General features: G+C 46.9%; 21 protein-coding genes. 6 read left to right on the forward strand and 15 right to left on the reverse strand.

What is annotated here, in order from left to right; translation table 11 throughout:
- The first annotated feature begins 21 nt into the window (after positions 1–21).
- The 3 genes from CR164_RS10105 (at position 22) to CR164_RS10115 (ending at position 3,557) form a co-directional block, all read left to right on the forward strand.
- Complete coding sequence (locus tag CR164_RS10105) at positions 22–585, forward strand: LeuD/DmdB family oxidoreductase small subunit (RefSeq protein ID WP_110023875.1); 564 nt, start codon at positions 22–24, stop codon at positions 583–585.
- Between the two features lie 50 nt (positions 586–635).
- Positions 636–2,240, forward strand: coding sequence for a citramalate synthase (cimA, locus tag CR164_RS10110; protein WP_110023876.1), 1,605 nt, complete (start codon positions 636–638; stop codon positions 2,238–2,240).
- 69 nt (positions 2,241–2,309) lie between these two features.
- Positions 2,310–3,557: a serpin family protein gene (locus CR164_RS10115; RefSeq protein WP_110023877.1), complete on the forward strand. Its 1,248-nt coding sequence runs from the start codon at positions 2,310–2,312 to the stop codon at positions 3,555–3,557.
- 431 nt (positions 3,558–3,988) lie between these two features.
- Here CR164_RS10115 and CR164_RS10120 read toward each other — a convergent pair whose 3' ends face one another.
- The 9 genes from CR164_RS10120 to CR164_RS10160 form a co-directional block, all read right to left on the reverse strand.
- Entirely contained in the window at positions 3,989–4,219 is a 231-nt protein-coding gene (locus CR164_RS10120) for a hypothetical protein (RefSeq protein ID WP_110023878.1), read from the reverse strand.
- 109 nt (positions 4,220–4,328) lie between these two features.
- Positions 4,329–5,378: an agmatine deiminase family protein gene (locus CR164_RS10125; RefSeq protein ID WP_110023879.1), complete on the reverse strand. Its 1,050-nt coding sequence runs from the start codon at positions 5,376–5,378 to the stop codon at positions 4,329–4,331.
- Between the two features lie 62 nt (positions 5,379–5,440).
- Complete coding sequence (locus tag CR164_RS10130; RefSeq protein ID WP_110023880.1) at positions 5,441–6,691, reverse strand: M48 family metallopeptidase; 1,251 nt, start codon at positions 6,689–6,691, stop codon at positions 5,441–5,443.
- 97 nt (positions 6,692–6,788) lie between these two features.
- The gene (locus tag CR164_RS10135; RefSeq protein ID WP_110023881.1) at positions 6,789–7,097 is read right to left on the reverse strand and encodes a hypothetical protein; all 309 of its coding nucleotides are present in this window, start codon (positions 7,095–7,097) and stop codon (positions 6,789–6,791) included.
- Positions 7,098–7,132: 35 nt separating this feature from the next.
- Complete coding sequence (locus CR164_RS10140) at positions 7,133–8,305, reverse strand: Na/Pi symporter (RefSeq protein ID WP_110023882.1); 1,173 nt, start codon at positions 8,303–8,305, stop codon at positions 7,133–7,135.
- 45 nt (positions 8,306–8,350) lie between these two features.
- The gene (locus CR164_RS10145; RefSeq protein ID WP_110023883.1) at positions 8,351–9,223 is read right to left on the reverse strand and encodes a carbon-nitrogen hydrolase; all 873 of its coding nucleotides are present in this window, start codon (positions 9,221–9,223) and stop codon (positions 8,351–8,353) included.
- 7 nt (positions 9,224–9,230) lie between these two features.
- Positions 9,231–10,154 (reverse strand): 1,4-dihydroxy-2-naphthoate polyprenyltransferase, encoded by a 924-nt coding sequence (locus tag CR164_RS10150; RefSeq protein ID WP_110023884.1) that lies wholly within the window; start codon positions 10,152–10,154, stop codon positions 9,231–9,233.
- Complete coding sequence (locus CR164_RS10155) at positions 10,151–11,197, reverse strand: NAD(P)/FAD-dependent oxidoreductase (RefSeq protein WP_110023885.1); 1,047 nt, start codon at positions 11,195–11,197, stop codon at positions 10,151–10,153. The genes CR164_RS10150 and CR164_RS10155 overlap by 4 nt, the downstream gene beginning before the upstream one ends.
- A gap of 35 nt (positions 11,198–11,232) precedes the next feature.
- Complete coding sequence (locus CR164_RS10160; RefSeq protein WP_110023886.1) at positions 11,233–11,562, reverse strand: hypothetical protein; 330 nt, start codon at positions 11,560–11,562, stop codon at positions 11,233–11,235.
- A 251-nt stretch (positions 11,563–11,813) separates the two neighbouring features.
- Between CR164_RS10160 and hisF the strand changes: the two genes are divergently transcribed.
- Positions 11,814–12,569, forward strand: coding sequence for an imidazole glycerol phosphate synthase subunit HisF (hisF, locus tag CR164_RS10165; protein WP_110023887.1), 756 nt, complete (start codon positions 11,814–11,816; stop codon positions 12,567–12,569).
- A gap of 212 nt (positions 12,570–12,781) precedes the next feature.
- Positions 12,782–13,576 carry a TonB family protein gene (locus tag CR164_RS10170; RefSeq protein WP_110023888.1) on the forward strand — a complete coding sequence of 265 codons (795 nt, stop codon included), beginning with the start codon at positions 12,782–12,784 and terminating at the stop codon, positions 13,574–13,576.
- 69 nt (positions 13,577–13,645) lie between these two features.
- Here the strand turns inward: CR164_RS10170 and CR164_RS10175 are convergent, their stop codons facing one another.
- Positions 13,646–14,008: a hypothetical protein gene (locus CR164_RS10175; protein ID WP_110023889.1), complete on the reverse strand. Its 363-nt coding sequence runs from the start codon at positions 14,006–14,008 to the stop codon at positions 13,646–13,648.
- Positions 14,009–14,085: 77 nt separating this feature from the next.
- Positions 14,086–14,595 (reverse strand): CIA30 family protein, encoded by a 510-nt coding sequence (locus CR164_RS10180; protein ID WP_110023890.1) that lies wholly within the window; start codon positions 14,593–14,595, stop codon positions 14,086–14,088.
- 255 nt (positions 14,596–14,850) lie between these two features.
- Here CR164_RS10180 and CR164_RS10185 point away from each other — a divergent pair, with 255 nt between their 5' ends.
- A complete protein-coding gene (locus CR164_RS10185) occupies positions 14,851–15,339 on the forward strand; it encodes a YqhA family protein (protein WP_110024000.1) in 489 nt (162 codons plus the stop codon).
- 487 nt (positions 15,340–15,826) lie between these two features.
- Here CR164_RS10185 and CR164_RS10195 read toward each other — a convergent pair whose 3' ends face one another.
- From CR164_RS10195 to CR164_RS10210, 4 genes are all read right to left on the reverse strand, one after another.
- A complete protein-coding gene (locus tag CR164_RS10195; RefSeq protein ID WP_110023892.1) occupies positions 15,827–16,732 on the reverse strand; it encodes an EamA family transporter in 906 nt (301 codons plus the stop codon).
- 176 nt (positions 16,733–16,908) lie between these two features.
- Complete coding sequence (locus CR164_RS10200) at positions 16,909–17,214, reverse strand: Rieske (2Fe-2S) protein (protein ID WP_110023893.1); 306 nt, start codon at positions 17,212–17,214, stop codon at positions 16,909–16,911.
- Between the two features lie 49 nt (positions 17,215–17,263).
- The gene (locus CR164_RS10205; RefSeq protein WP_110023894.1) at positions 17,264–18,244 is read right to left on the reverse strand and encodes a TIGR00341 family protein; all 981 of its coding nucleotides are present in this window, start codon (positions 18,242–18,244) and stop codon (positions 17,264–17,266) included.
- A 110-nt stretch (positions 18,245–18,354) separates the two neighbouring features.
- Positions 18,355–19,332, reverse strand: a complete 978-nt coding sequence (locus CR164_RS10210) for a calcium/sodium antiporter (RefSeq protein ID WP_110023895.1) — start codon at positions 19,330–19,332, stop codon at positions 18,355–18,357.
- Positions 19,333–19,503 lie beyond the last annotated feature (171 nt).

Below are 19,503 nucleotides of genomic sequence, written 5' to 3' on the forward strand. Positions count from 1 at the left end.
ACAGATCAAAGCTCAAACATTATGGACAGCATTATACAGGGAAAAGCCTATGTTTTAGGCAAGAACATCGATACCGACCAGATCATCCCGGCCGAGCATCTTGTCTACAGCCTTTCAGATCCCGAAGAAGTAAAACTCTACGGAAAATACGCGCTCTCCGGAGTACCAACTGCTGAAGCGGGTCTTCCCGAGGGAAATCGCCCCTTTGTTGAAGACGGAAAATTCGAATCGGAATACTCGATCATTATCGCTGGTCCCAATTTCGGCTGTGGATCATCGCGTGAACACGCCCCGTTTTCCCTTCAGGTTGCCGGAGCAAAGGCCATTGTTGCAGAATCATATGCAAGAATCTTCTACCGCAACTGTGTAGACGGGGGATTTGTTATACCTTACGAAACAGCCGAAGCGCTCAACAAAACCGTTTTGACCGGTGATGAACTGAAGATTGATGTTGAAAACAACACGATTGCAAACCTGACACAGGAAAAAACCTATACCCTCAAACCGCTCGGGGACGTATACAATATTGTCATGGCCGGAGGAATTTTCGCCTACGCTAAAAAGGAAAATCTTATGGGCTCTTGACTCGGGCACACCTCGCGTTGATCGCTCATTGCACAGGGAAAGAAACTGATATGAAGAACAGAAGCGCCATAGAACTGTACGATACCACACTCAGGGACGGAACACAGGGAGAAAAAATAACCCTTTCCGTCCAGGACAAACTGCTTATTACCGAAAAACTCGATGAATTCGGTGTTGATTATATCGAGGGAGGATGGCCGAGCAGTAATCCTAAGGATGAGGAATTTTTCCGCAGAGCGCTCCACATTCAGCTAAAAAACGCCAAGCTCTGTGCTTTCGGTTCTACAGCGAGAAAACCCGATAACATCGAAAAAGACCCGAATTTGACAGGGCTCCTGAAATCGGAAACACCTGTGATAACCATTTTCGGGAAAACCTGGAAAGCCCACTCTGCAGTTGGCTTGGGGCTGAACGACGAAGAAAACGCCGAGCTGATTTTCAAGTCGGTCAACTTTCTGAAAAACCGCGGTCGGCAGGTGCTGTTCGATGCCGAGCATTTCTTTGATGGCTACAAGGACAATCCTGTGTTTGCAATGACAATGCTGCAAACGGCCGAAGAAGCCGGAGCTGACCGTCTTGTACTCTGCGATACCAATGGCGGCACAATGCCTCATGAAGTATATACTATCGTTCAGGAGGTTATTTCCGCAACGAACATTCCAATCGGCATTCACACTCATAACGACAGCGACCTTGCGGTTGCAAATGCTCTTTCTGCCTTACGAGCCGGAGCTGCCCATGTACAGGGGACCATAAACGGTATCGGTGAACGATGCGGTAATGCAAACCTTATCAGCATCATTCCGAACGTCATCCTGAAGCTCAACGGCCATTTTCACCATAAGCTAAACCTTAATCAGCTTACCTCGCTCTCTAACTCCGTCTATGAACTGCTGAATCTTCCCCCTGATAACAGAGCTCCTTTTGTCGGTAAATCCGCTTTTGCCCATAAAGGAGGTATCCATGTCAGCGCGGTTCTCAAAGAAAGTTCTCTGTACGAGCACATCGACCCGAAAACTGTCGGTAACCGCCAGAGAGTCCTTGTCTCCGAACTTGCAGGACAGAGCAATATTCGTTACAAGGCAAAAGAATTAGGCATAGAGTTGCCGGACAGCGGGGAACTGTTTAAAAAAATCGTTCAAAGAATCAAAAAACTCGAATATGAGGGTTTTCAGTTCGATGTTGCCGAAGCTTCCTTCGAGCTGCTTCTGCACCATGAGCTGGGGAAATTCAAACCGTTTTTTGAAGTGCTCGAATCAAAAGTACACATAGAGTCAGCCAAAAACCGTGAACCCGTTGACCAAGCCATCCTTAAAATCGAGGTCAACGATGAAATTGAGATGACGGCCGCCGATGGAGACGGTCCGGTCAACGCACTCGACAAGGCGCTTCGAAAAGTCCTGCGTGGCTTTTATCCGGCCATACGCACCATCAAACTGGTTGATTACAAAGTACGTGTGCTTGAAGAAAAAAAAGGAACAAGCGCCAAGGTAAGAGTACTTATCGAAACCAGTGACGGGCACTCGACATGGTCGACTGTCGGTGTTTCAACCAACATCATCGATGCAAGTCTTCAGGCACTGAGCGACAGCATCAACTACTATCTGTTCAATATGCAGGAAACAACATACGCCGCCCCCGCAGAAGTACAGTAACCAGAAGGTTTCCCAATATTTCGGGAGTGATGCGTGTTATATAGGAGATACACTCTAAATCGTAAAGAGATGTCTATCAGCAATATTTTACGCACAATACTGATCCTTTTGCTTTTCATACCGGTTTTTGCTTGCAGCGTACCGGCTAAAACAGGAAAAGTTGAAAACAGGTTGTCGACAGCTATAAAAAAAGCGGATAAAACGGCATTTTCCCTGAACCTCTACCGTACACTGAGCAAAAACACCGAAAGCAATCTTTTCTTTTCGCCTTATAGCATATCGGCAGCACTCTCGATGACGATTGCAGGTGCCGCAGGCGAAACCGAACGTCAGATCGCCTCACTGCTTCAAGCACCGGAAAACATCGCAACATATCATACCGCACAGGCTGCATTTGAAAAAAATATCGACTCGATTACCGCAAAAGGTGCCGTAACGCTTGAAACCGCAAACTCTTTATGGCCGCAGGAGGGATATGTACTTTCAAACTCTTTCCTGCATGATCTCAAACAATACTACCGTTCAACTGTTACCTCGGTTGACTACACTAAAAACACCGAAACAGCCAGAGAAACCATCAACACCTGGGTGGAAAAGAAAACCAGGGACAAAATCAAGGAACTCTTGAAACCCGGTATTCTTAACAGCCTCACCAGACTGACGCTCGTCAACGCCATCTACTTCAAGGGTGACTGGACAAACAGTTTTGACAAATCGACAACAACTGAATCAAGCTTTTTTGTCAAACAGGACAAAACAGTAACCGTTTCGATGATGCATCAGGAGCAGCAGTTCAAGTATGCATCAACAGATTCCTTGCAGATTCTCGAGCTACCCTACTCTGGCAACGATCTTTCGATGCTTGTACTGCTTCCTGTCGAAAAAAACAGGATTTCCATGCTTGAAAACAGCATCACACCCGAACTGCTGAATACCTTGACAAACTCACTCAAAGAGACAACCGTCAATGTTTTTCTGCCGAAATTCACCCTCACCTCCACCTTGCGCCTCGATCAAACTCTCCGTACACTTGGCATGACGGATGCATTTGATCCCATGAAGGCTGACTTCTCAAACATGACTCCCGATAGCGATAACCTTTTCATCGGGGCTGTTGTTCATAAAGCATTTATAGACGTTAATGAAGAGGGAACCGAAGCAGCCGCAGCAACTGGCGTCGTTATGCAGCTCACATCCGCAATGCCTGAACCCGCTCCTGTATTTCGTGCAGATCATCCATTTGTGTTTATGATCAGAGAAAACCGTTTCGGCACGATACTGTTTATGGGAAGAGTTGTAGATCCAAGCCATCACTGACCGATTGCCATGGCCGGCAGTGAACTTGCCCCTTTACCTCTGACTAAAGGGTGAGATTGTCTGTTGTCATTTCGGCATCGAGATTGAAGCTCTTGATGTTCTTTCCGATATACGCGCAGTACGTGAGATTTTGACAAAACGGATATAAGCAGTCAAAAGCCTTGCAAAAAATCGGGAATTGGAATAAAAAAAAGCGGCCGTACTGACCGCTTTCTTGGAGCAGGCGTCCCCCATTCCGCCTGCTCAACCTCACGGGCGTGAGGTTGTAAACTTCATACTACTATTTCTTTATATGCAAAGTGTATGCCAAAACAAAAAACGTAATATTGGCCAAACAAATAGCGCATTTATGGCGAATAAAATTCTGTCATGAAGCAAAGTGGACAAAAAGAGACTCAAAATGAGATCAAACCCATCATTTTGAGACGCATTTAAAGAATTGAAACCACTTGAACAACAGGAAAAGTAGAGTAATTGGAAAAAGAAGCCTTACTCCGGGAATCCATCACCTGCCCGTTGGTCAGCATGGAGGCCGCATCAAGTGCGGCATGACTTCTCTCTCCTTTTGTCATCCTCGGGCAAGCGGAGCGCAGACCCGGGGATCCATCATCTGTCTCGCTGGGCAGCATGGATGCCGATTCAGGGCAATATGGCTCTTCCATTGGGACTGTATAACCAATAAGCTATCGTGCTGTTATGTCTTCTCAACAGAGTAACAACTCAGAAAACCGAGCCTCAATGTAACAGGGCTACTCAACGCGAAAGTTCTTTCTATACAGGTTCCTCATGGGTTATACAATGTATAGCCCCAAGCCCCCAGACAAGATCAGTGCAGTCAATTCCAACCACCTCTTTCGAAGGAAAGCATTTTTTCAGAATATCAAGTGCGACCCTGTCCTTTGGGCAACGGTAGATCGGAACAAGCACTTGACGGTTAGCGATATAAAAATTTGCATAACTTGCAGGTAGCCTTTCGTTTTCATGGTAGACCGGATCAGGCATTGGCAATTTTACGACTTGTAACGATCTTTGCCGGGTATCAGTACACTGTTGAAGTAATCTGTAATTTTCTTGGAGTATTTCGTAATTCTCATCACCGGAGTTCTCTTCAACAGCAATCACAACGGTTCTTTCATCGACAAAGCGTGCAAGATCATCCACATGTCCGTCCGTGTCATCCCCCACTATCCCCTCTTTCAACCAGAGAATCTTCTCTATACCCAGATACTGCACAAGCATCTCCTCGATATCCTCTTTCGCCATGGAAGGATTACGATTAGGATTGAGCAGGCAGGCTTCGGTCGTCAGCAGCAGTCCATCTCCGTTCACGTCAATCGCGCCACCTTCCAGCACCATTCCAGGTTTGACAAGAGGAAGGCCCTGCATGATCGCAATCTTCTCCGGTACACTGTTGTCGTTATCATAGGGTTTATACTTACCGCCCCAGGCATTGTACTCCCAGTCAAGGATTACTTTTCGAGAAGCACCGTTCTCCCTGCGATACACATAGTTCGGTCCATGATCCCTGCACCATGCATCATCCGTTGGAATCTTGTGAAAACATACTCGATTCATGTCCTCTGCATGCCTTAGTCTGCTTTTTATCCGCTCTTGGGCATCATACCTCATAGCATCATCGAGAACATTGATATGCACCGTTTCATACCGGCTGAGCATAGCTGCAATTGTAGCAAAAACATCCGGTACCGGCTCGAATTTACCCGGCCAGGAAGCTTTGTTATGTGGCCATGAGAGCCACGTTGCATCATGGTGCACCCATTCGGGGGGCATGTAGTAATGACTGTATTTACCTGTTGACATACATGAAAAGCACCGTTGAATTACCGTTACCGCTCTTTTCTTTAACGATTCAAACTGCCCCGTTAGAAAGTTGCGGTCGATAGCTCCCGCCTAATACGCTCGATCCGCTGAAGCACCGGAGGATGAGAGTAGTTCAGAAATACGTAAAAAGGATGGGGTGTAAGGTTGGAGAGATTTGTTCTCGACAGCTTCTTGAGCGCTTCGACGAGAGTAGAGCCCTCACTGTAGGTCTCCACAGCATAATGGTCAGCCTGAAATTCATGACGCCTCGAAAGAGACTGCAGAACAACCGAGAGCACAAACTCAACAGGACTGTAAAGCAAGGAAAAAAACAGAAGACTTGCGTAGACAGAAAGGTTCTCCATATAAAACGCATCGAACAAATCGCGGTTGTTGAGAAAAATCGAAAGCAGGAAAAACACGATTCCCATATTGATGATGCTGAGAAACATCGCGATAACGATATGTTTTTTCTTGTAATGCCCGATTTCATGCGCAAGTACCGCAACAAGTTCCGTAACGGTATGATTTTCGATAAGCGTATCGAAAAGCGCTATACGTTTCTGTTTACCGAAACCGGTGAAAAAAGCGTTGGCCTTTGAAGAGCGTTTTGATCCGTCTATGACAAAAATACCGGAAAGAGGAAAATCAACCGATTTGGCATACCCCATGATTGCCGACTTGAGTTCACCATCTTCAAGTGGGGTAAACTTGTTGAAAAGCGGCATAATCACGGTAGGAGCGACATACTGCAGCACAAAACCGAAGAAAGCGACTGCCACCCATGCCCACACCCAGGCAAGTGAACCGCTGTTCTCAAAAAACCAGAGCAGCCCGGCAAGTACCGGCGTACCCAGCAACAGCCCGAGAAGCACCCCTTTCAACTTGTCCGAAACAAATGTAAGCGGAGTGGTTTTATTGAAACCGTACTTTTCTTCGAGCACGAATGTCTGGTATATACTGAACGGTAAAGAAACCAATCCCTGAAGAAAAAGAAGGATCCCAATGTAGAGAATACCTGTTACAAGAGATGAAAAATCAAGCCCTCTCACCATACTATCAAGAAAGTTAAACCCTCCTGCAAACCAGAAAACAAGCAGTATCAACAGTTCAAACGCCGCTGCCACAAGAGAAAATACTGTTGAGTGACGGAGATAATTCTGGGATTTTTCATAAGCTTCCTGATCGTAAACATCTTGAAATTCAACAGGCAGAACTGCTCCTGCTGCTTTCATATTCAGGATATCGGCAACCAGCTTTATGAAAAAAGTACCCAACAACGTACCAAGAATAATAATGCTGAAAATGTTCATATTGAGTAGTAATTCGAATTCAATCTTTCAACTTTTTTTATCTGGTTCCCCTTCGGGGGCTGGCTCTTATAACCGCCTCGTTCCTTTCTCAGATCCCTTATTGATGCTTTCTTTTCGAGTCCGCTCTTTTTTCCTTGATAACTTCTCGTAGATCTTTGTTTTTCCTGTCTGCAGCCTTTTTTCTCGCAAAAAGTTCTTTGAGCTCCTGCCGGACAATCTGCAAGAAATCTCTCAGGTTTGTATACCGATGATTGACCTCATCAAGATATTCCTCAAGATGGTCGATCCCTTCCTGGTGCTCCTGAGTTGTTTCCTCCTTCAATTGCTTTTTCAAATTGCTCAGGGAAGTCTCGAGATCGGCAATTCTCGCTTCAAGCTCTTTCTTTCTTTTGATCTGGTTCAGCATATGCGTTTCCTTTATCTCAATTGACAAACCACCCGTCACAACCCGAACCGGGCACTAATTGCAATTAAAACGCTTGGAATCAGAAAAAAAACACCGATAATATATGCCAAGGCATACAGTTTGTTGCGAACGGTAGCAGTTGCAAGCATTTCGGCAGCACGAACAGGCAGTAATCTCAAAAAAGGAAGTCCGTAAATCACGAGAACCCCGGAAAAATTGTACAACAGATGTACAAAAGCGATCTGCAGAGCAAAAACAGCATTGGCCCCTGTTATGGCTGTTGCAGCAAGCAAAGCCGTTATACAGGTACCGATATTCGCACCCAATGTAAACGGATAAATCTGCCTGAGAGAAAACACGCCGTTTCCGGCAAGGGGTACGACAAGACTCGTTGTTGTCGAAGATGATTGAACAAGCACAGTCAAGAGCGCGCCTGAAAACAAACCGGAAACCGGTCCTCTGCCGACAGACTTACGCAGAATATCCTTTGCCTTTCCCACCATAAGCATTTTCAGCAACCTGCTGAGCACTGTGATCACGGCAACAATAAGGACAACTCCTATCATAATCATAATAAAACCAGCTGTTATCTGAGGCAAAAAAGACTGAAGGAAATCTTCGACCATCGAAACGGCAGGCTTTACAATAGGCTTTATGAAATTGAAACCTTTGATAGACATCGACTCTTTGCCGACAAACAAACCACCAAGAAAAAAACCGGCCTTGGCAAGATAACCGGTAAGCATTTCAAGCGGGAGAAAAATAACAACACAGAGCAGGTTGAAAAAGTCATGAATCGTTGCAGCGGCATAAGCCCGCTTGAACTCCTCTCCTTCCCGGACATGCCCGAGACTCACAATGGTATTGGTGATCGTCGTGCCGATATTTGCCCCCATAACCATTGGAATAGCTATCGAAACAGGAAGCCCCCCGGCAACAAGTCCGACAATAATCGAGGTGACAGTACTCGAAGACTGAATAAGTGCTGTAGCGATTGTACCGATAACCAGACCGCTTAAGGGATTACTGGCAAAAGCAAAAAGCCCTTTGGCATTTTCACCTGCAGCTTCCTTGAACCCGCTTCCGATAAGAGCCACACAAACCAGCAGAAGATATACAAGACCAACGACAAAAAACCATTCCTTTATCATTGGCTTTGATTCGGGAGATGACTTTATTTGAGGTAAAGCTCCGGTATTGACACTCATAAATCCATTTTACTTTTCGCGATCTTTTTAGTAACAGCCCCCTGCTCAATCGATATAACGCCGTTGTATTTCCCCGTATGTTTCAACCCTTCTGTCCCGCAAAAAAGGCCAGTGTGACCGATAATACGCTATGTTACCAAGATCACACTCCTCCAGCAGGATTTGCTCACTGTTTTCATCAGCAGAAGCAGTAACCTGTCCGAACGGATCTGAAACAAAACTGTTGCCCCAGAAACGGAGATCACCCTCAGTTCCAACTCTATTAGCTGTGGCTACATAAACCCCGTTTGCAATTGCATGACTCTGTTGTATCGTTTTCCATGCCTGCAACTGGGAATGCCGAACTTCCATCGACGTTTCACTCGAAGCCCACCCGATAGCCGTTGGGTAAAAAAGAATTTCCGCCCCTTGAAGAGCGGTCAGGCGTGCCGCCTCCGGAAACCATTGATCCCAACAGATCAACACCCCGATCGTAGCATACCGTGTTTTGAATATCTTGTAACCGAGGTCACCCGGCGTGAAGTAAAATTTTTCATAAAAGCCGGGATCGTCAGGGACATGCATTTTGCGATACTTTCCGAGGTAAGAACCATCCGCATCGATAACTGCCGCGGTGTTATGAAAAAGCCCACGCGCGCGTTTCTCGAATAACGAGGCTATAATGACAATGCCGTGCTCGGCGGCTATTGCCTGAAGCATATCGGTCGAAGGGCCGGGAACGGGTTCGGAAAGGCTGAACGGTTCGTACTCCTCGGCCTGGCAGAAATAGACTGTTGTAAACAGTTCCTGCAAGCAGACTATCTTCGCTCCTCTGGATGCCGACTCTACAATTTTACGGCATGCCTTTTTCAGATTCATCTCCGGATCGGCTTCACAGGCCATCTGCACGAGGGCGATTCTCACCTTTTCTGAATGCATCGTATAGTTATAGAGCTGAAAATATCGGGACCACCATACCTAAGGCAAGCAGTGTTCCATGCAGTACCATTACCCTCCCTGTTCCTGCAAGCACGTCATTGAGAGCCCTGCCTTCACTATGGAAAAGTGCTCTGACCTGACCGATAGCAAGCGGTATGGAAAACCAGGAAAGCATGACCCAGGCAGAGTATCCGGTCATCCATATCCAGACAGGCACAAAATAGGCGACAACAGTCAAGCCGAGATAAAGCCATCTTGCATTTCCGCCCCCTATCCTTGCAGGGAGGGTCATCTTCCCCACTTTCCGATCTGTATCGATATCACGGATATTATTGACAAGCAGGATGTTGACAGAAAAAATTCCAGGAGCAACCGCAGCCGTCAGTACCGGTAAGGTAACCGAACCCACCTGGATATAGTAGGTACCACCGACAGCGACAAGCCCGAAAAAAACAAACACGAAAAGGTCTCCAAGCCCTGAATAGGCAATAGGATAAGGTCCTCCTGTATATGCCCATGTAAAAAACATCGAAAGCAACCCGATGAAAAGAATTGGCCAGCCTGCAAGGTATACCAGATAAAGACCTAAAAGGAATACTGTCAGCAGTAACACAGCTGAAACGGTAACCATGGTTTTTTCCGAGATAAATCCTGCAGCGACAGTGCGTGTCGGCCCAAGCCTCTCCCCTGTATCGGCTCCTTTTCTGAAATCGTATATTTCATTGATAAAGTTCGTAGCAACCTGTATTCCCAAGGCACAAAGCAATGCAATAGCAGCAGCAACAGGCAAAATTTTTCCGTCGGCTGCAGCAAAGGCTGTGCCGACAACAACAGGAACAGCACCGGCAGGAAGTGTCTTGGGACGTATGGCCATCATCCATGCCTGAAAACGCGAAGGCTCTGGCTGAGCATTTACAGTTCCTTGCGTCATTTATTTTTCTCTTTAGCCATTTTAATGCTGCTGAACTGATGCTTGATCTTTTTTCCAGGATGAATATAGGTAAGACTGTGACGAACCGCCATCGTCGCATCACTCAAACCGGTCTGAATAATTTTAAGTTTTCCGGGATAAGAAGCGATATCTCCGGCAGCGTACAAACCATCCACGTCTGTCTTCATGTGACCGTCGACAACAATAGCATTGTCGTTCAAGGCAAGTCCCCATTCTGCAAGAGGACCGAGATTTGAAATATAACCGATCAATACCAGCATATAATCTGCCTCGAAAGATGTCTCCTTTCCACTTTTCGAACGCAGATGTACTTTTCGCAACGCAGGGCCGTCATGCTCGATACTCTTTACTTCCGTGTTCAGATAGACATCCAGCAAACCCTTTTCGGCAGCTTCCAGTACATCCTGTTGCGTTTTACCATGAGCCCTGAACTCCGGGGAACGGTGGGCAACGCTTACATGCTCAGCTTCAGGAAGCAGCATCATTGCCCAATCGAGAGCGGAATCCCCGCCCCCTACAATCAACACCTTTTTGCCAGCAAATTGCTGCATATGTTGCACCGAATACAGCACTGAATGTCCTTCGAGCTCACCGAGATCGCCAAGCTGGGGAAGCTTTCTCGGAGAAAACGCACCCAATCCTGCTGCAACAAGTACCGAACGGGAAGCGAAAGCCCTGCCACTTCGGGTCTCAACATCAAATGAACCGTCATCGAGTTTCCGGTACCTGGACACCGTTTCACCCAGAATCAATTCCGGACCATACCGTTCAGCCTGTTTCCAGAGGCTTTCAACAAGCTCTGCAGCCTGAACCTTGGGAAATGCTGCTACGTCATAAATATATTTTTCAGGATATAGCGCAGTAAGCTGACCGCCAAGCTGCGGCATGCTTTCGATAATCCTGCACGAGATATTGTTCATACCGCACTGAAAGGCAGCAAAAATACCTGTGGGTCCCCCACCGATAATCGTCAAATCACGCATACTACCCCTTCCGGAAGACATTTCTCCGTTCTTTGTCATTACTGTTGAATTGAAAAAACGTTACTGAATTGCTGCTATTGTTCTTCAGTGTCCGACCTTTTCAGATAGATCATACCTTCCGGATCAACGATCCCATAGAGGATGGTCACAAGGTGCCCGTGCTCATCGAGTTCATGGATTTCAACATGGACCGCATCCTGTTTGGCAACCTGGTCTCCAGCATCGTTCTTGAAAAGAAACACTGCTCTCACCCCTCCATGAGGTGTTTTACCCACAAATTCATAAGTGCCATCTTCCAGCTCGGTCAGGGCACACCCTGCTGTTGAAGCATCGATCGGACAGCTGGCACACTGCGAGTAAAAACCGTCCTCGGAATCCGCAAAATCACATACCGGAAATTTCATATTCTCATTCTCCTTGTTATTCTCGGTTTCACGGCTGCTAATATATAATAGTAGCTTGAAAAATGAGAATTTTAAGACGCATTACATTATTAAATCTTGGAGTTTACCAGTTAATTGATTTATTCCTAAGTTGAATCTCTTTAAACAGAACCGTGTGATCCCGTTACAAGCATAACCTGTTTTTCATAAAAAGCCACTTACCGCTGGTTACCGGGCTCTATTCATTATCGAACTGAATTTTCAAACAACAGATGTTAGCCAAACGTATTATACCATGCCTCGACGTCCGTGACGGAAGAGTTGTCAAGGGCATCAACTTTGAAGGTCTGCGGGATGCCGGTTCGATTCTCGAACAAGCCGAATTCTACAATGATGAACTGGCGGACGAGCTGGTTTTTCTCGATATCTCAGCCTCGATCGAATCGAGAAGAACAACACTCGAGGAAGTTCTAAAAGTTTCGGAAAAGGTATTTATTCCTCTCACCGTAGGCGGCGGCATCAGTTCGGTCGAACGCGCCAGAGATGCATTCCTGCACGGTGCTGACAAAGTTTCGGTCAACACCGCCGCAGTTTATGATCCGGAGTTGATCACGAGAATCGCCGAAAAGTTCGGATCGCAGGCAGTCGTGGTTGCAATCGATGTCAAAAAAGTCGGTGACAAGTATATCGTCCACACCCATTCGGGCAAAGAGCTGACAAAATACGAAGCAGTCGAATGGGCTCACATGGTACAGGATCTCGGCGCTGGAGAAATCCTTCTGACCAGTATGGACCGTGACGGCACCAAGTCAGGATACGATAATGAAATTCTGCATAGAATATCGACAACGGTTCACATACCTGTCATTGCATCAGGCGGGGCCGGAAATCTCATACATCTTTACGATGGCTTCTCCAAAGGACATGCCGACGCCGCCCTTGCCGCTTCAATCTTCCATTTCCGGCAATACTCGATCAGGGAAGCGAAGGAATATCTGAGGGAAAGAGGAATAGAAGTTCGACTGTAACAGAAAAAGATTTCTGTTGGGTGTCGGGTTGTTGATCTGTTGGGGAGCAATACTTTTGAATTCAGAAGGTGGGGTCCGGAAGCCCGGTAAGCATTCAGGCAGTTTTCAGTCGGCGAAAAGATAGTGTGACACTGAATAGTGACCTGTTTATTGCATCTTTCTCATGATACCGTGTGGCTCAACTGACCTCAAGACAACACATACTCAAAATCATGCAAAAGCACTGTTCAGGTTACATCCTCTCCTTTTTCTTCACGCTACTCTTTGCGGCGTTCAGTACCGGTTGCACCATTGATGAAGAAAATCTTGAAAACTTTTTTAAACCCCAGCCGACCACCCATATCATATCTGCGGCTGAACTGCATAAAGAGTATGACCTGAACGTTATTGCTGCAGATATGAAATACCGGAGCAGCGTGATTATCGTGTATGGCGTCGTTCTGGATATTGGCATAGATACAAGTGACCGAACGTACGTGATTATTGGAGCAAAAAAACCTGAAGGCATCCGATGTTTTTTCGCAAGAAAAGATATGGCGTCACTTGCTCGATTATCGAAAGGACAGTTTGTTGCGATCGAGGGAAAAGCAAAAAGTGGTGATGCCAATACTTTTGTCATTGACAAAGCGCGCATTCTATCGGACGAAGAGGAAGACAACATCTTACCGAAGCCCACCATCGTCGGAAAGGATGCCACTGTCGGAAAAGATGCCATCAGATGGGTTCAGGCTGACATCATGCCAGGGTTTCTTCACCAGGAAAAACCAGAATACCCTGAAAAAGCTCGAATTGCAGGTATCGAAGGAAAAGTGTTTGTCATCGTTATGATAGGCAAAGACGGGAAACCCAGTAAAGCGCACGTTCTAAAGCGTACGCCACCCGAACAAACCGTTTTCGATAAACCAGCGATGGACGCGGTCATGAATTCAACCTACGAACCCGCTATGCAAAATGGAGAACCGATAGAGACGTGGTTAACCATCCCAATTCGTTTTTCTTTACGCTAAAGGCAACCCGTTCGTTAAGAAAACAATCTACTGAGTTTCCCCCTATAACCATTTACCATTCACTATTCACTATTCACTGCCTTTCGGTTCACCCTCACCCACAGGTTCCGGCATCGTCGTGATCGAACCCATGTGCCAGCTACCGGCCACGTAGCGCACATACACAGGACCTTCGTTTCGTAAAATGTCCACCACCTGCGGAAAGTCCTCCGAACGGTAGTTACACCATACATATCCGGTTGCCACCTGCTCATCCGCATCAGGCATGGATCCATGTTCACGATGAAAATACGCTCCGCCTATCAGGCTGCCATCATCTCTGCGTAGCCCGATAATCGCCCTGTATGGATAGCCATTAGCAAACTTCCCGCCAGCGTAATACGCAATATCGTACTTCGCTATCTTCTCGACTACAATGACACCTGAAGGCATAACTCTAACTCCCTATTGTTTTTTTTGACCCCCCGACATTTTGATCGCCTCTGTAATATTTTAATATATCATCTTGCTCAGGACTGAAAAACCTCGATCCTGTCTACTTCGAGCCTGAACGTACCCTCCTGTTTTTCGGAAAGAAGAAAACCGATCTGGAAAATACGGGCCGGGTCAAGAGGCGGGGCGTCGGAAACAGTTCGACCGCGGAAAGAGGGCTTGAAATCACTGAACGGTAACTGAACCGCCATCCATCTGTCCACCGGCGCATCGAATTCCTGGCGGTACACCAGGCCGTCGAACAGCAGATCCGTTCTCAAACGAAAACTGTAACGCTTGCCGTCTCCTTTGATATACAGTTCGATCCCATGATAACCCGTAAAATCATTTTCCGGAAGCAGTGCCCGTACCGAGGCGAACCCACCATTGCTTTCAAGGGAAAGATGGCCGGAAAAAACCCCTTTACCCTCACCGGAACGCTGCATCAGGCTGTCGGACAATCCACCCATAACGCCATCGTTGACGCTGGTCCAGCGAAGAAAAGGGGGATGTATGAAGTCGGTGATTATTTTCCTTTGCGCACCCATGGTTCGCTCCATTAGATGATTGGAGAAAAGCTAAAGATAAAATATCGCTTTTTTACCCTTTCCCCTACCCAGACACCCTTCAGGGCATTTCATTTCAAGAGGGTATTCCTTAAATTTCAGCGGCAGTTTAACAGGCAATAGAACATCGTCTTATTTACCAACTGTAAACCTGAAACTGTTAACTGATCTCTTTGACTTCAGGTTTATGGATTCAGAACTTTTGCCATATAATTTTTGATCTTTGAATTGATTCTTATGAAGTTCATCCTCTCAAACGGACGTTACATGGTCATCATCGGCGTTATCGGTGCATTTATAGCAGCAGTCTCGCTTTTCATCTACGGCGGCGTACTTACCGTTCAGCAAATCATCGACACTATCCAAACGGGATATGTATCGAGCAAGGGATCGAAAGCCCTGATGCTCAGTTTTGTCGAAATTGCCGATATCTTTCTGATCGGCACCGTGATGTACATCATATCGACAGGTCTTTACGAACTGTTCATCGATGACAATATAGAAGTACCCGACTGGCTGGAAATACATACACTCGACGATCTCAAACAAAAGCTGATAGGGGTCGTTATCGTGGTTATGAGTGTGGTTTTTCTCGGCCATGTCATCAAATGGCACGGAGAGACCGAGATTGTCTATTACGGCGCAGCCATTGCTTTCGTCGTTGTAGCACTTACCTACTTCACAGGGCAGAAGAAGAAGAAAGAGGAAGGCAAAATTGAAGAGTAAAAAGGAATATTGGATGTCCACCACCATACACACTGTTTCTTTTTCGCTTTGCTGAACGAAGCCTACGACAAGGTAGACTCCACGATACATTTTGTCGATGAAGGAGTTGACACAGGCAATATCATTGCCCATGCGATACCGTTGCAATGTACCAGCGACACCCCGGAAAGCCTTTACTGTCTGGCATCTGAGCTATACGCAGAGTAACAAAACGGATTTTCCAGCTCGAGCAAGGTGTGCCTTTGCCTCGAATCAAACAAGACAATACCGGTAGAACATATAAAACTGCCGATCGAAAATTGCAACACGAGATCCGGTATTGGACCAAATGAAGAGCTCGACGGATTATGAATCAACTATGAATTCGAAATCTATCGAAACTGAAAACGGAGAAAAAATAGCTATTGCTCCTGCACTCTACCGCGACGAGTTGACAATCAAAGCATACCGGATATAGTATATCCCACACCGTCAACACCGAATCTTTTCATTCCCACCGCTGCATTGCCAACGCAAGGGACGATTTGATCCTGTTCAACACATCCGGTGGAGCTACTATCACCAGCAGACCGGCAAAAATACACAGAGAGGCGATCCATTCCCAGTTGTTGAACGATTCACCCAGCACAACCCATGAAGACAGCATGCCGAAAACCGGAACGAGCAAGGAAAACGGCGCGACAACATTCGGAGAATATCGCGATAGCAGCTTCCCCCAGAAACCAAACGCAAGCACGGTCGAAACAATACTCGTATAAAAAATAGCGAATACACCGGTCAGAGATATATTGGCAATCGTCTCGATCTGTCCATCTTCAAAAAAAAACGACAGGAAAAACAGTGGTAACGGAGGAATCAGACTCATCTGAATGACCAGATGAAACATATTGATTCTCCCCGCTTTCTTCATCAGGATATTCGATACCGCCCATGCCAGACCGGCAGCGATAACGATACACAATCCAGCCAAGCTTGAACGGCCCTCTCCGATACTGTCGAACACCAGGATAAATATTCCGCCAAAAGCAATCGAAATACCGAGTTTTTGGAACGCAGTAGGAGCATCCCGTAACAGGAATGAAGACAGAAGCAATGTAAAGACACTTTGAATTTGCAGCACCAGCGAAGACAGCCCGGCCGGCATTCCAATCTTCATTCCGACAAACAACAAACTGAACATCACAACCCCCAAAACCAGACCGATGGATATAATCCACCGCAGGCTGACAGAACCTTTTTGAATGAACAAAATCGCTGGAAATGCAGAAAAGACAAATCGCAGGGCGGAAAACAACAAGGGCGGAAAAGAGTCGAGTCCAAGCTCGATGACAACAAAATTGAATCCCCAGATAAATGCTACCACTATGGCAACAAGAATATCCTGTATTTTCATTTTTCCGAATCCTTCATTCGCTGCCACTCCACGGCAATACTATCTCCCTGCCCGTCCCACCTGGAGCAATAACATCTCTCTTTCCCGATCAGGCGCACCCATTTCTATCGGCCTGTAAATGAATTACCACGGAAAAAAACTCCAACCATAAACATCGGTCTGACTTGATCATGACCCTACACCTCCACATACACTCCATCCCCACGCACCTCAACCGTAAACGACTCGACACCTCGAGCAGGATTGTAAACATCTCTGCCGGTACAGGGCTCGAATTCCCAGCCGTGCCAAGGGCAAACCAGGTGTCCGTTTTCAATATCCCCCTTCCCCAAAGGTCCGCCTTCATGAGAACATTCACCCCCCAACGCACAGATTACTCCATTGACCTTCGAAAGCGCTATCGTTCGTCCACCGGCCGTTGCCTCCATAACCTGGTTTTCCGCAATTTCGGAAGCATTTTCGAGTACTTTGTACCAGTTCATATGAGTAATGTTTGAATTGGCTGAAACCTTTTTTAAAGCAAAAAACCCTTCAGAGAGAAAAAGTTCTAACATAGATAACCAGCCCCAGCAAAACGAGAGTAAACACCCAGACAACAATGTACCTCCGCATTGCCTTGTTAGCTTTTTCCTTCTCCCACCAGGTTCTCGGTCGCACTCCCTTGATGAGAAACACGAGTTTGCAGGCAAGGTTCACGCTAACCACGTTCACTGCAAGAAGAAGAGCCGCGCCTGCCGCAAGGTCGATACGGGCATGCCCGAGCATCAGTCCGAAGGTGGCTGCGGGAGGAAGCAGAGCAACCGCCACCATAACGCCGACAAGAACACTCGGCAATCCGGTGCTGAGCGAAAGCGCTGCTGCCGCCCCCGAAGCAAAGGCCAAAGCTATCGAATCCAGACCCGCATCCGTGCGGGCGATAAGCTCAGGACTTGTAAGAGGAAACGGCCAGACAATCCCCATAACAACAGAAACGGTTACGGCCAGCAGTACTCCCGCAAACAGCGTTTTCAGGGAATTCTTCATAAGAGAAAGGTCACCGAGCGCCGTGCCAAGTCCGAAAGCCAGATTCGGCCCAAGCAGCGGAGCAATTACCATCGCCCCGATAACAACGGCCACATTGTTCTCGATCAGTCCTATAGCAGCAACGATCGTAGAGAGCATGACAAGTACAAGGTAGTTTGTATCAAGACGTGCATTTTTCTGAACCTCTTTGTACAGTGATTCACGAGCTCGCATTGCATGAGCCTCTTTTTCCTGCTGCTCTTCGGTTTGCTTTGGAAGGGAAATATCGATTGGGTAAACCAGCAGTTTTGCATAGGACTGCGCGCCAAGAACTCCCTGAAGAGCATCCAGCACATCCTGCACCTTATCGTCCGTTACGACAAGCCGCATCGGCTGTGAATCGTCTTTGTCCTTCAGCCCGGTACGAAAATCACGGACCTTGTGTTTCTCGGCAATAGCTGCAACAGTTTTCACACTGCCTTCATCAGCAATAACCTCGATGAGTTTCATAGTTCAATGGTTCGATACCCCGACTTGTCGGGATTGATAACTGAACTGCAAGAATTCAGAGTTGAAAGCCTGCAGTCTTTTCCCTTCTGCCTTGTGACTTTAGCCTCCTTCTACCCCACGACTCTCCAGATGTTGTAGCCAAGATACAGCCCGAGCAGAACGGCCCCCTCCCAACGCACAATTTTTTTCTGATCAGTGATACTCATGGGGAGCAGGAACAGTGACAACAGAATCATCATGGCAAGATCGGCAAATCCACCACCCGCTGGCACGGTAATAGGAGTTATCGAAGCACATAACCCGTTGACAAGCAGCAGATTGAAAATATTCGACCCCACAACATTGCCAACTGCAATATCGGCTTTCCCCTGAAAGGTTGCAACCAGAGAGGTAACCAGTTCAGGGAGACTGGTCCCAAAAGCTACAATCGTCAGACCGATAATAACCTGTGGAACAGCAAGTGCTTCAGCAATAGCAACCGCAGCATCAACCGAAATTTTTCCACCTCCAAGCAGCCCGGCAAGACCGCCGACAAACATCCCGATATTCAGCACCGTACCTCTCAAGCCTTTACCTCCGGCAAAATCTTCAGCCTCTTCAACCAGGCTATCCCGCCGTTTTTTCATGAGGTCCCCGATAGTATAGTACATGAACACCCCGAATAACATCAGAAACACCAAGCCGTCCGAACGGTCGAACATATCCTGAGCCGAACGGAGGAACATGTCACTTGCAGCGATCAACGTTATTGCAGAAACAAGAATCATCATCGGTATCTCCCTCGAGATAACAACGCTCTCGATCGTCAAGGGCCTGATGAGAGCCGTCAGGCCAAGAATCAAACCGATATTGGCAATGTTGGATCCAATAATGTTCCCAAAAGAGATTCCGCTGTTCCCTTGCAAAGCACCAAGCAGGTTGATCGAAAGTTCAGGGGCGCTGGTACCGAAAGCCACAACCGTCAGGCCGATCACCAGAGGGGGCACCCCTAAATTTCTTGCCAGAGCTGAAGCACCGGTCACCAGGAAATTACCCCCTCCAAGCAGAAGGGTCAGCCCGAGAATAAGGAGAAAACTGTCGAGGAGCATAAACGATCAGCAGGTTATCAATGTGTCATAGCAACGAAATACATCCACCTTACAACGTAACACATCATAACATAATAATCATACACCATTTCCGGTCTCAGAATAACCGGGTTTTCCGGACAGTTTTAAGAACAACCATGTCGTTGCATGAAAAAAAGTTCGACTATCGAT

This window comes from Prosthecochloris marina (genome assembly GCF_003182595.1).
In the GTDB taxonomy this organism is placed as follows: Bacteria; Bacteroidota; Chlorobiia; order Chlorobiales; family Chlorobiaceae; genus Prosthecochloris; species Prosthecochloris marina.

Coding starts and splice junctions, on each gene's coding strand:
- CR164_RS10150 (WP_110023884.1), bottom strand. CDS start 10,154: ATGACGCAAGGAACTGTAAATGCTCAGCCAGAGCCTTCGCGTTTTCAG.
- CR164_RS10160 (WP_110023886.1), bottom strand. CDS start 11,562: ATGAAATTTCCGGTATGTGATTTTGCGGATTCCGAGGACGGTTTTTAC.
- CR164_RS10200 (WP_110023893.1), bottom strand. CDS start 17,214: ATGAACTGGTACAAAGTACTCGAAAATGCTTCCGAAATTGCGGAAAAC.
- CR164_RS10155 (WP_110023885.1), bottom strand. CDS start 11,197: ATGACAAAGAACGGAGAAATGTCTTCCGGAAGGGGTAGTATGCGTGAT.
- hisF (WP_110023887.1), top strand. CDS start 11,814: ATGTTAGCCAAACGTATTATACCATGCCTCGACGTCCGTGACGGAAGA.
- CR164_RS10145 (WP_110023883.1), bottom strand. CDS start 9,223: ATGCATTCAGAAAAGGTGAGAATCGCCCTCGTGCAGATGGCCTGTGAA.
- CR164_RS10180 (WP_110023890.1), bottom strand. CDS start 14,595: ATGGGTGCGCAAAGGAAAATAATCACCGACTTCATACATCCCCCTTTT.
- CR164_RS10205 (WP_110023894.1), bottom strand. CDS start 18,244: ATGAAACTCATCGAGGTTATTGCTGATGAAGGCAGTGTGAAAACTGTT.
- CR164_RS10175 (WP_110023889.1), bottom strand. CDS start 14,008: ATGCCTTCAGGTGTCATTGTAGTCGAGAAGATAGCGAAGTACGATATT.
- CR164_RS10195 (WP_110023892.1), bottom strand. CDS start 16,732: ATGAAAATACAGGATATTCTTGTTGCCATAGTGGTAGCATTTATCTGG.
- CR164_RS10130 (WP_110023880.1), bottom strand. CDS start 6,691: ATGAACATTTTCAGCATTATTATTCTTGGTACGTTGTTGGGTACTTTT.
- CR164_RS10210 (WP_110023895.1), bottom strand. CDS start 19,332: ATGCTCCTCGACAGTTTTCTCCTTATTCTCGGGCTGACCCTTCTGCTT.
- CR164_RS10170 (WP_110023888.1), top strand. CDS start 12,782: ATGCAAAAGCACTGTTCAGGTTACATCCTCTCCTTTTTCTTCACGCTA.
- CR164_RS10125 (WP_110023879.1), bottom strand. CDS start 5,378: ATGTCAACAGGTAAATACAGTCATTACTACATGCCCCCCGAATGGGTG.
- CR164_RS10105 (WP_110023875.1), top strand. CDS start 22: ATGGACAGCATTATACAGGGAAAAGCCTATGTTTTAGGCAAGAACATC.
- CR164_RS10120 (WP_110023878.1), bottom strand. CDS start 4,219: ATGGAAGAGCCATATTGCCCTGAATCGGCATCCATGCTGCCCAGCGAG.
- cimA (WP_110023876.1), top strand. CDS start 636: ATGAAGAACAGAAGCGCCATAGAACTGTACGATACCACACTCAGGGAC.
- CR164_RS10135 (WP_110023881.1), bottom strand. CDS start 7,097: ATGCTGAACCAGATCAAAAGAAAGAAAGAGCTTGAAGCGAGAATTGCC.
- CR164_RS10185 (WP_110024000.1), top strand. CDS start 14,851: ATGAAGTTCATCCTCTCAAACGGACGTTACATGGTCATCATCGGCGTT.
- CR164_RS10115 (WP_110023877.1), top strand. CDS start 2,310: ATGTCTATCAGCAATATTTTACGCACAATACTGATCCTTTTGCTTTTC.
- CR164_RS10140 (WP_110023882.1), bottom strand. CDS start 8,305: ATGAGTGTCAATACCGGAGCTTTACCTCAAATAAAGTCATCTCCCGAA.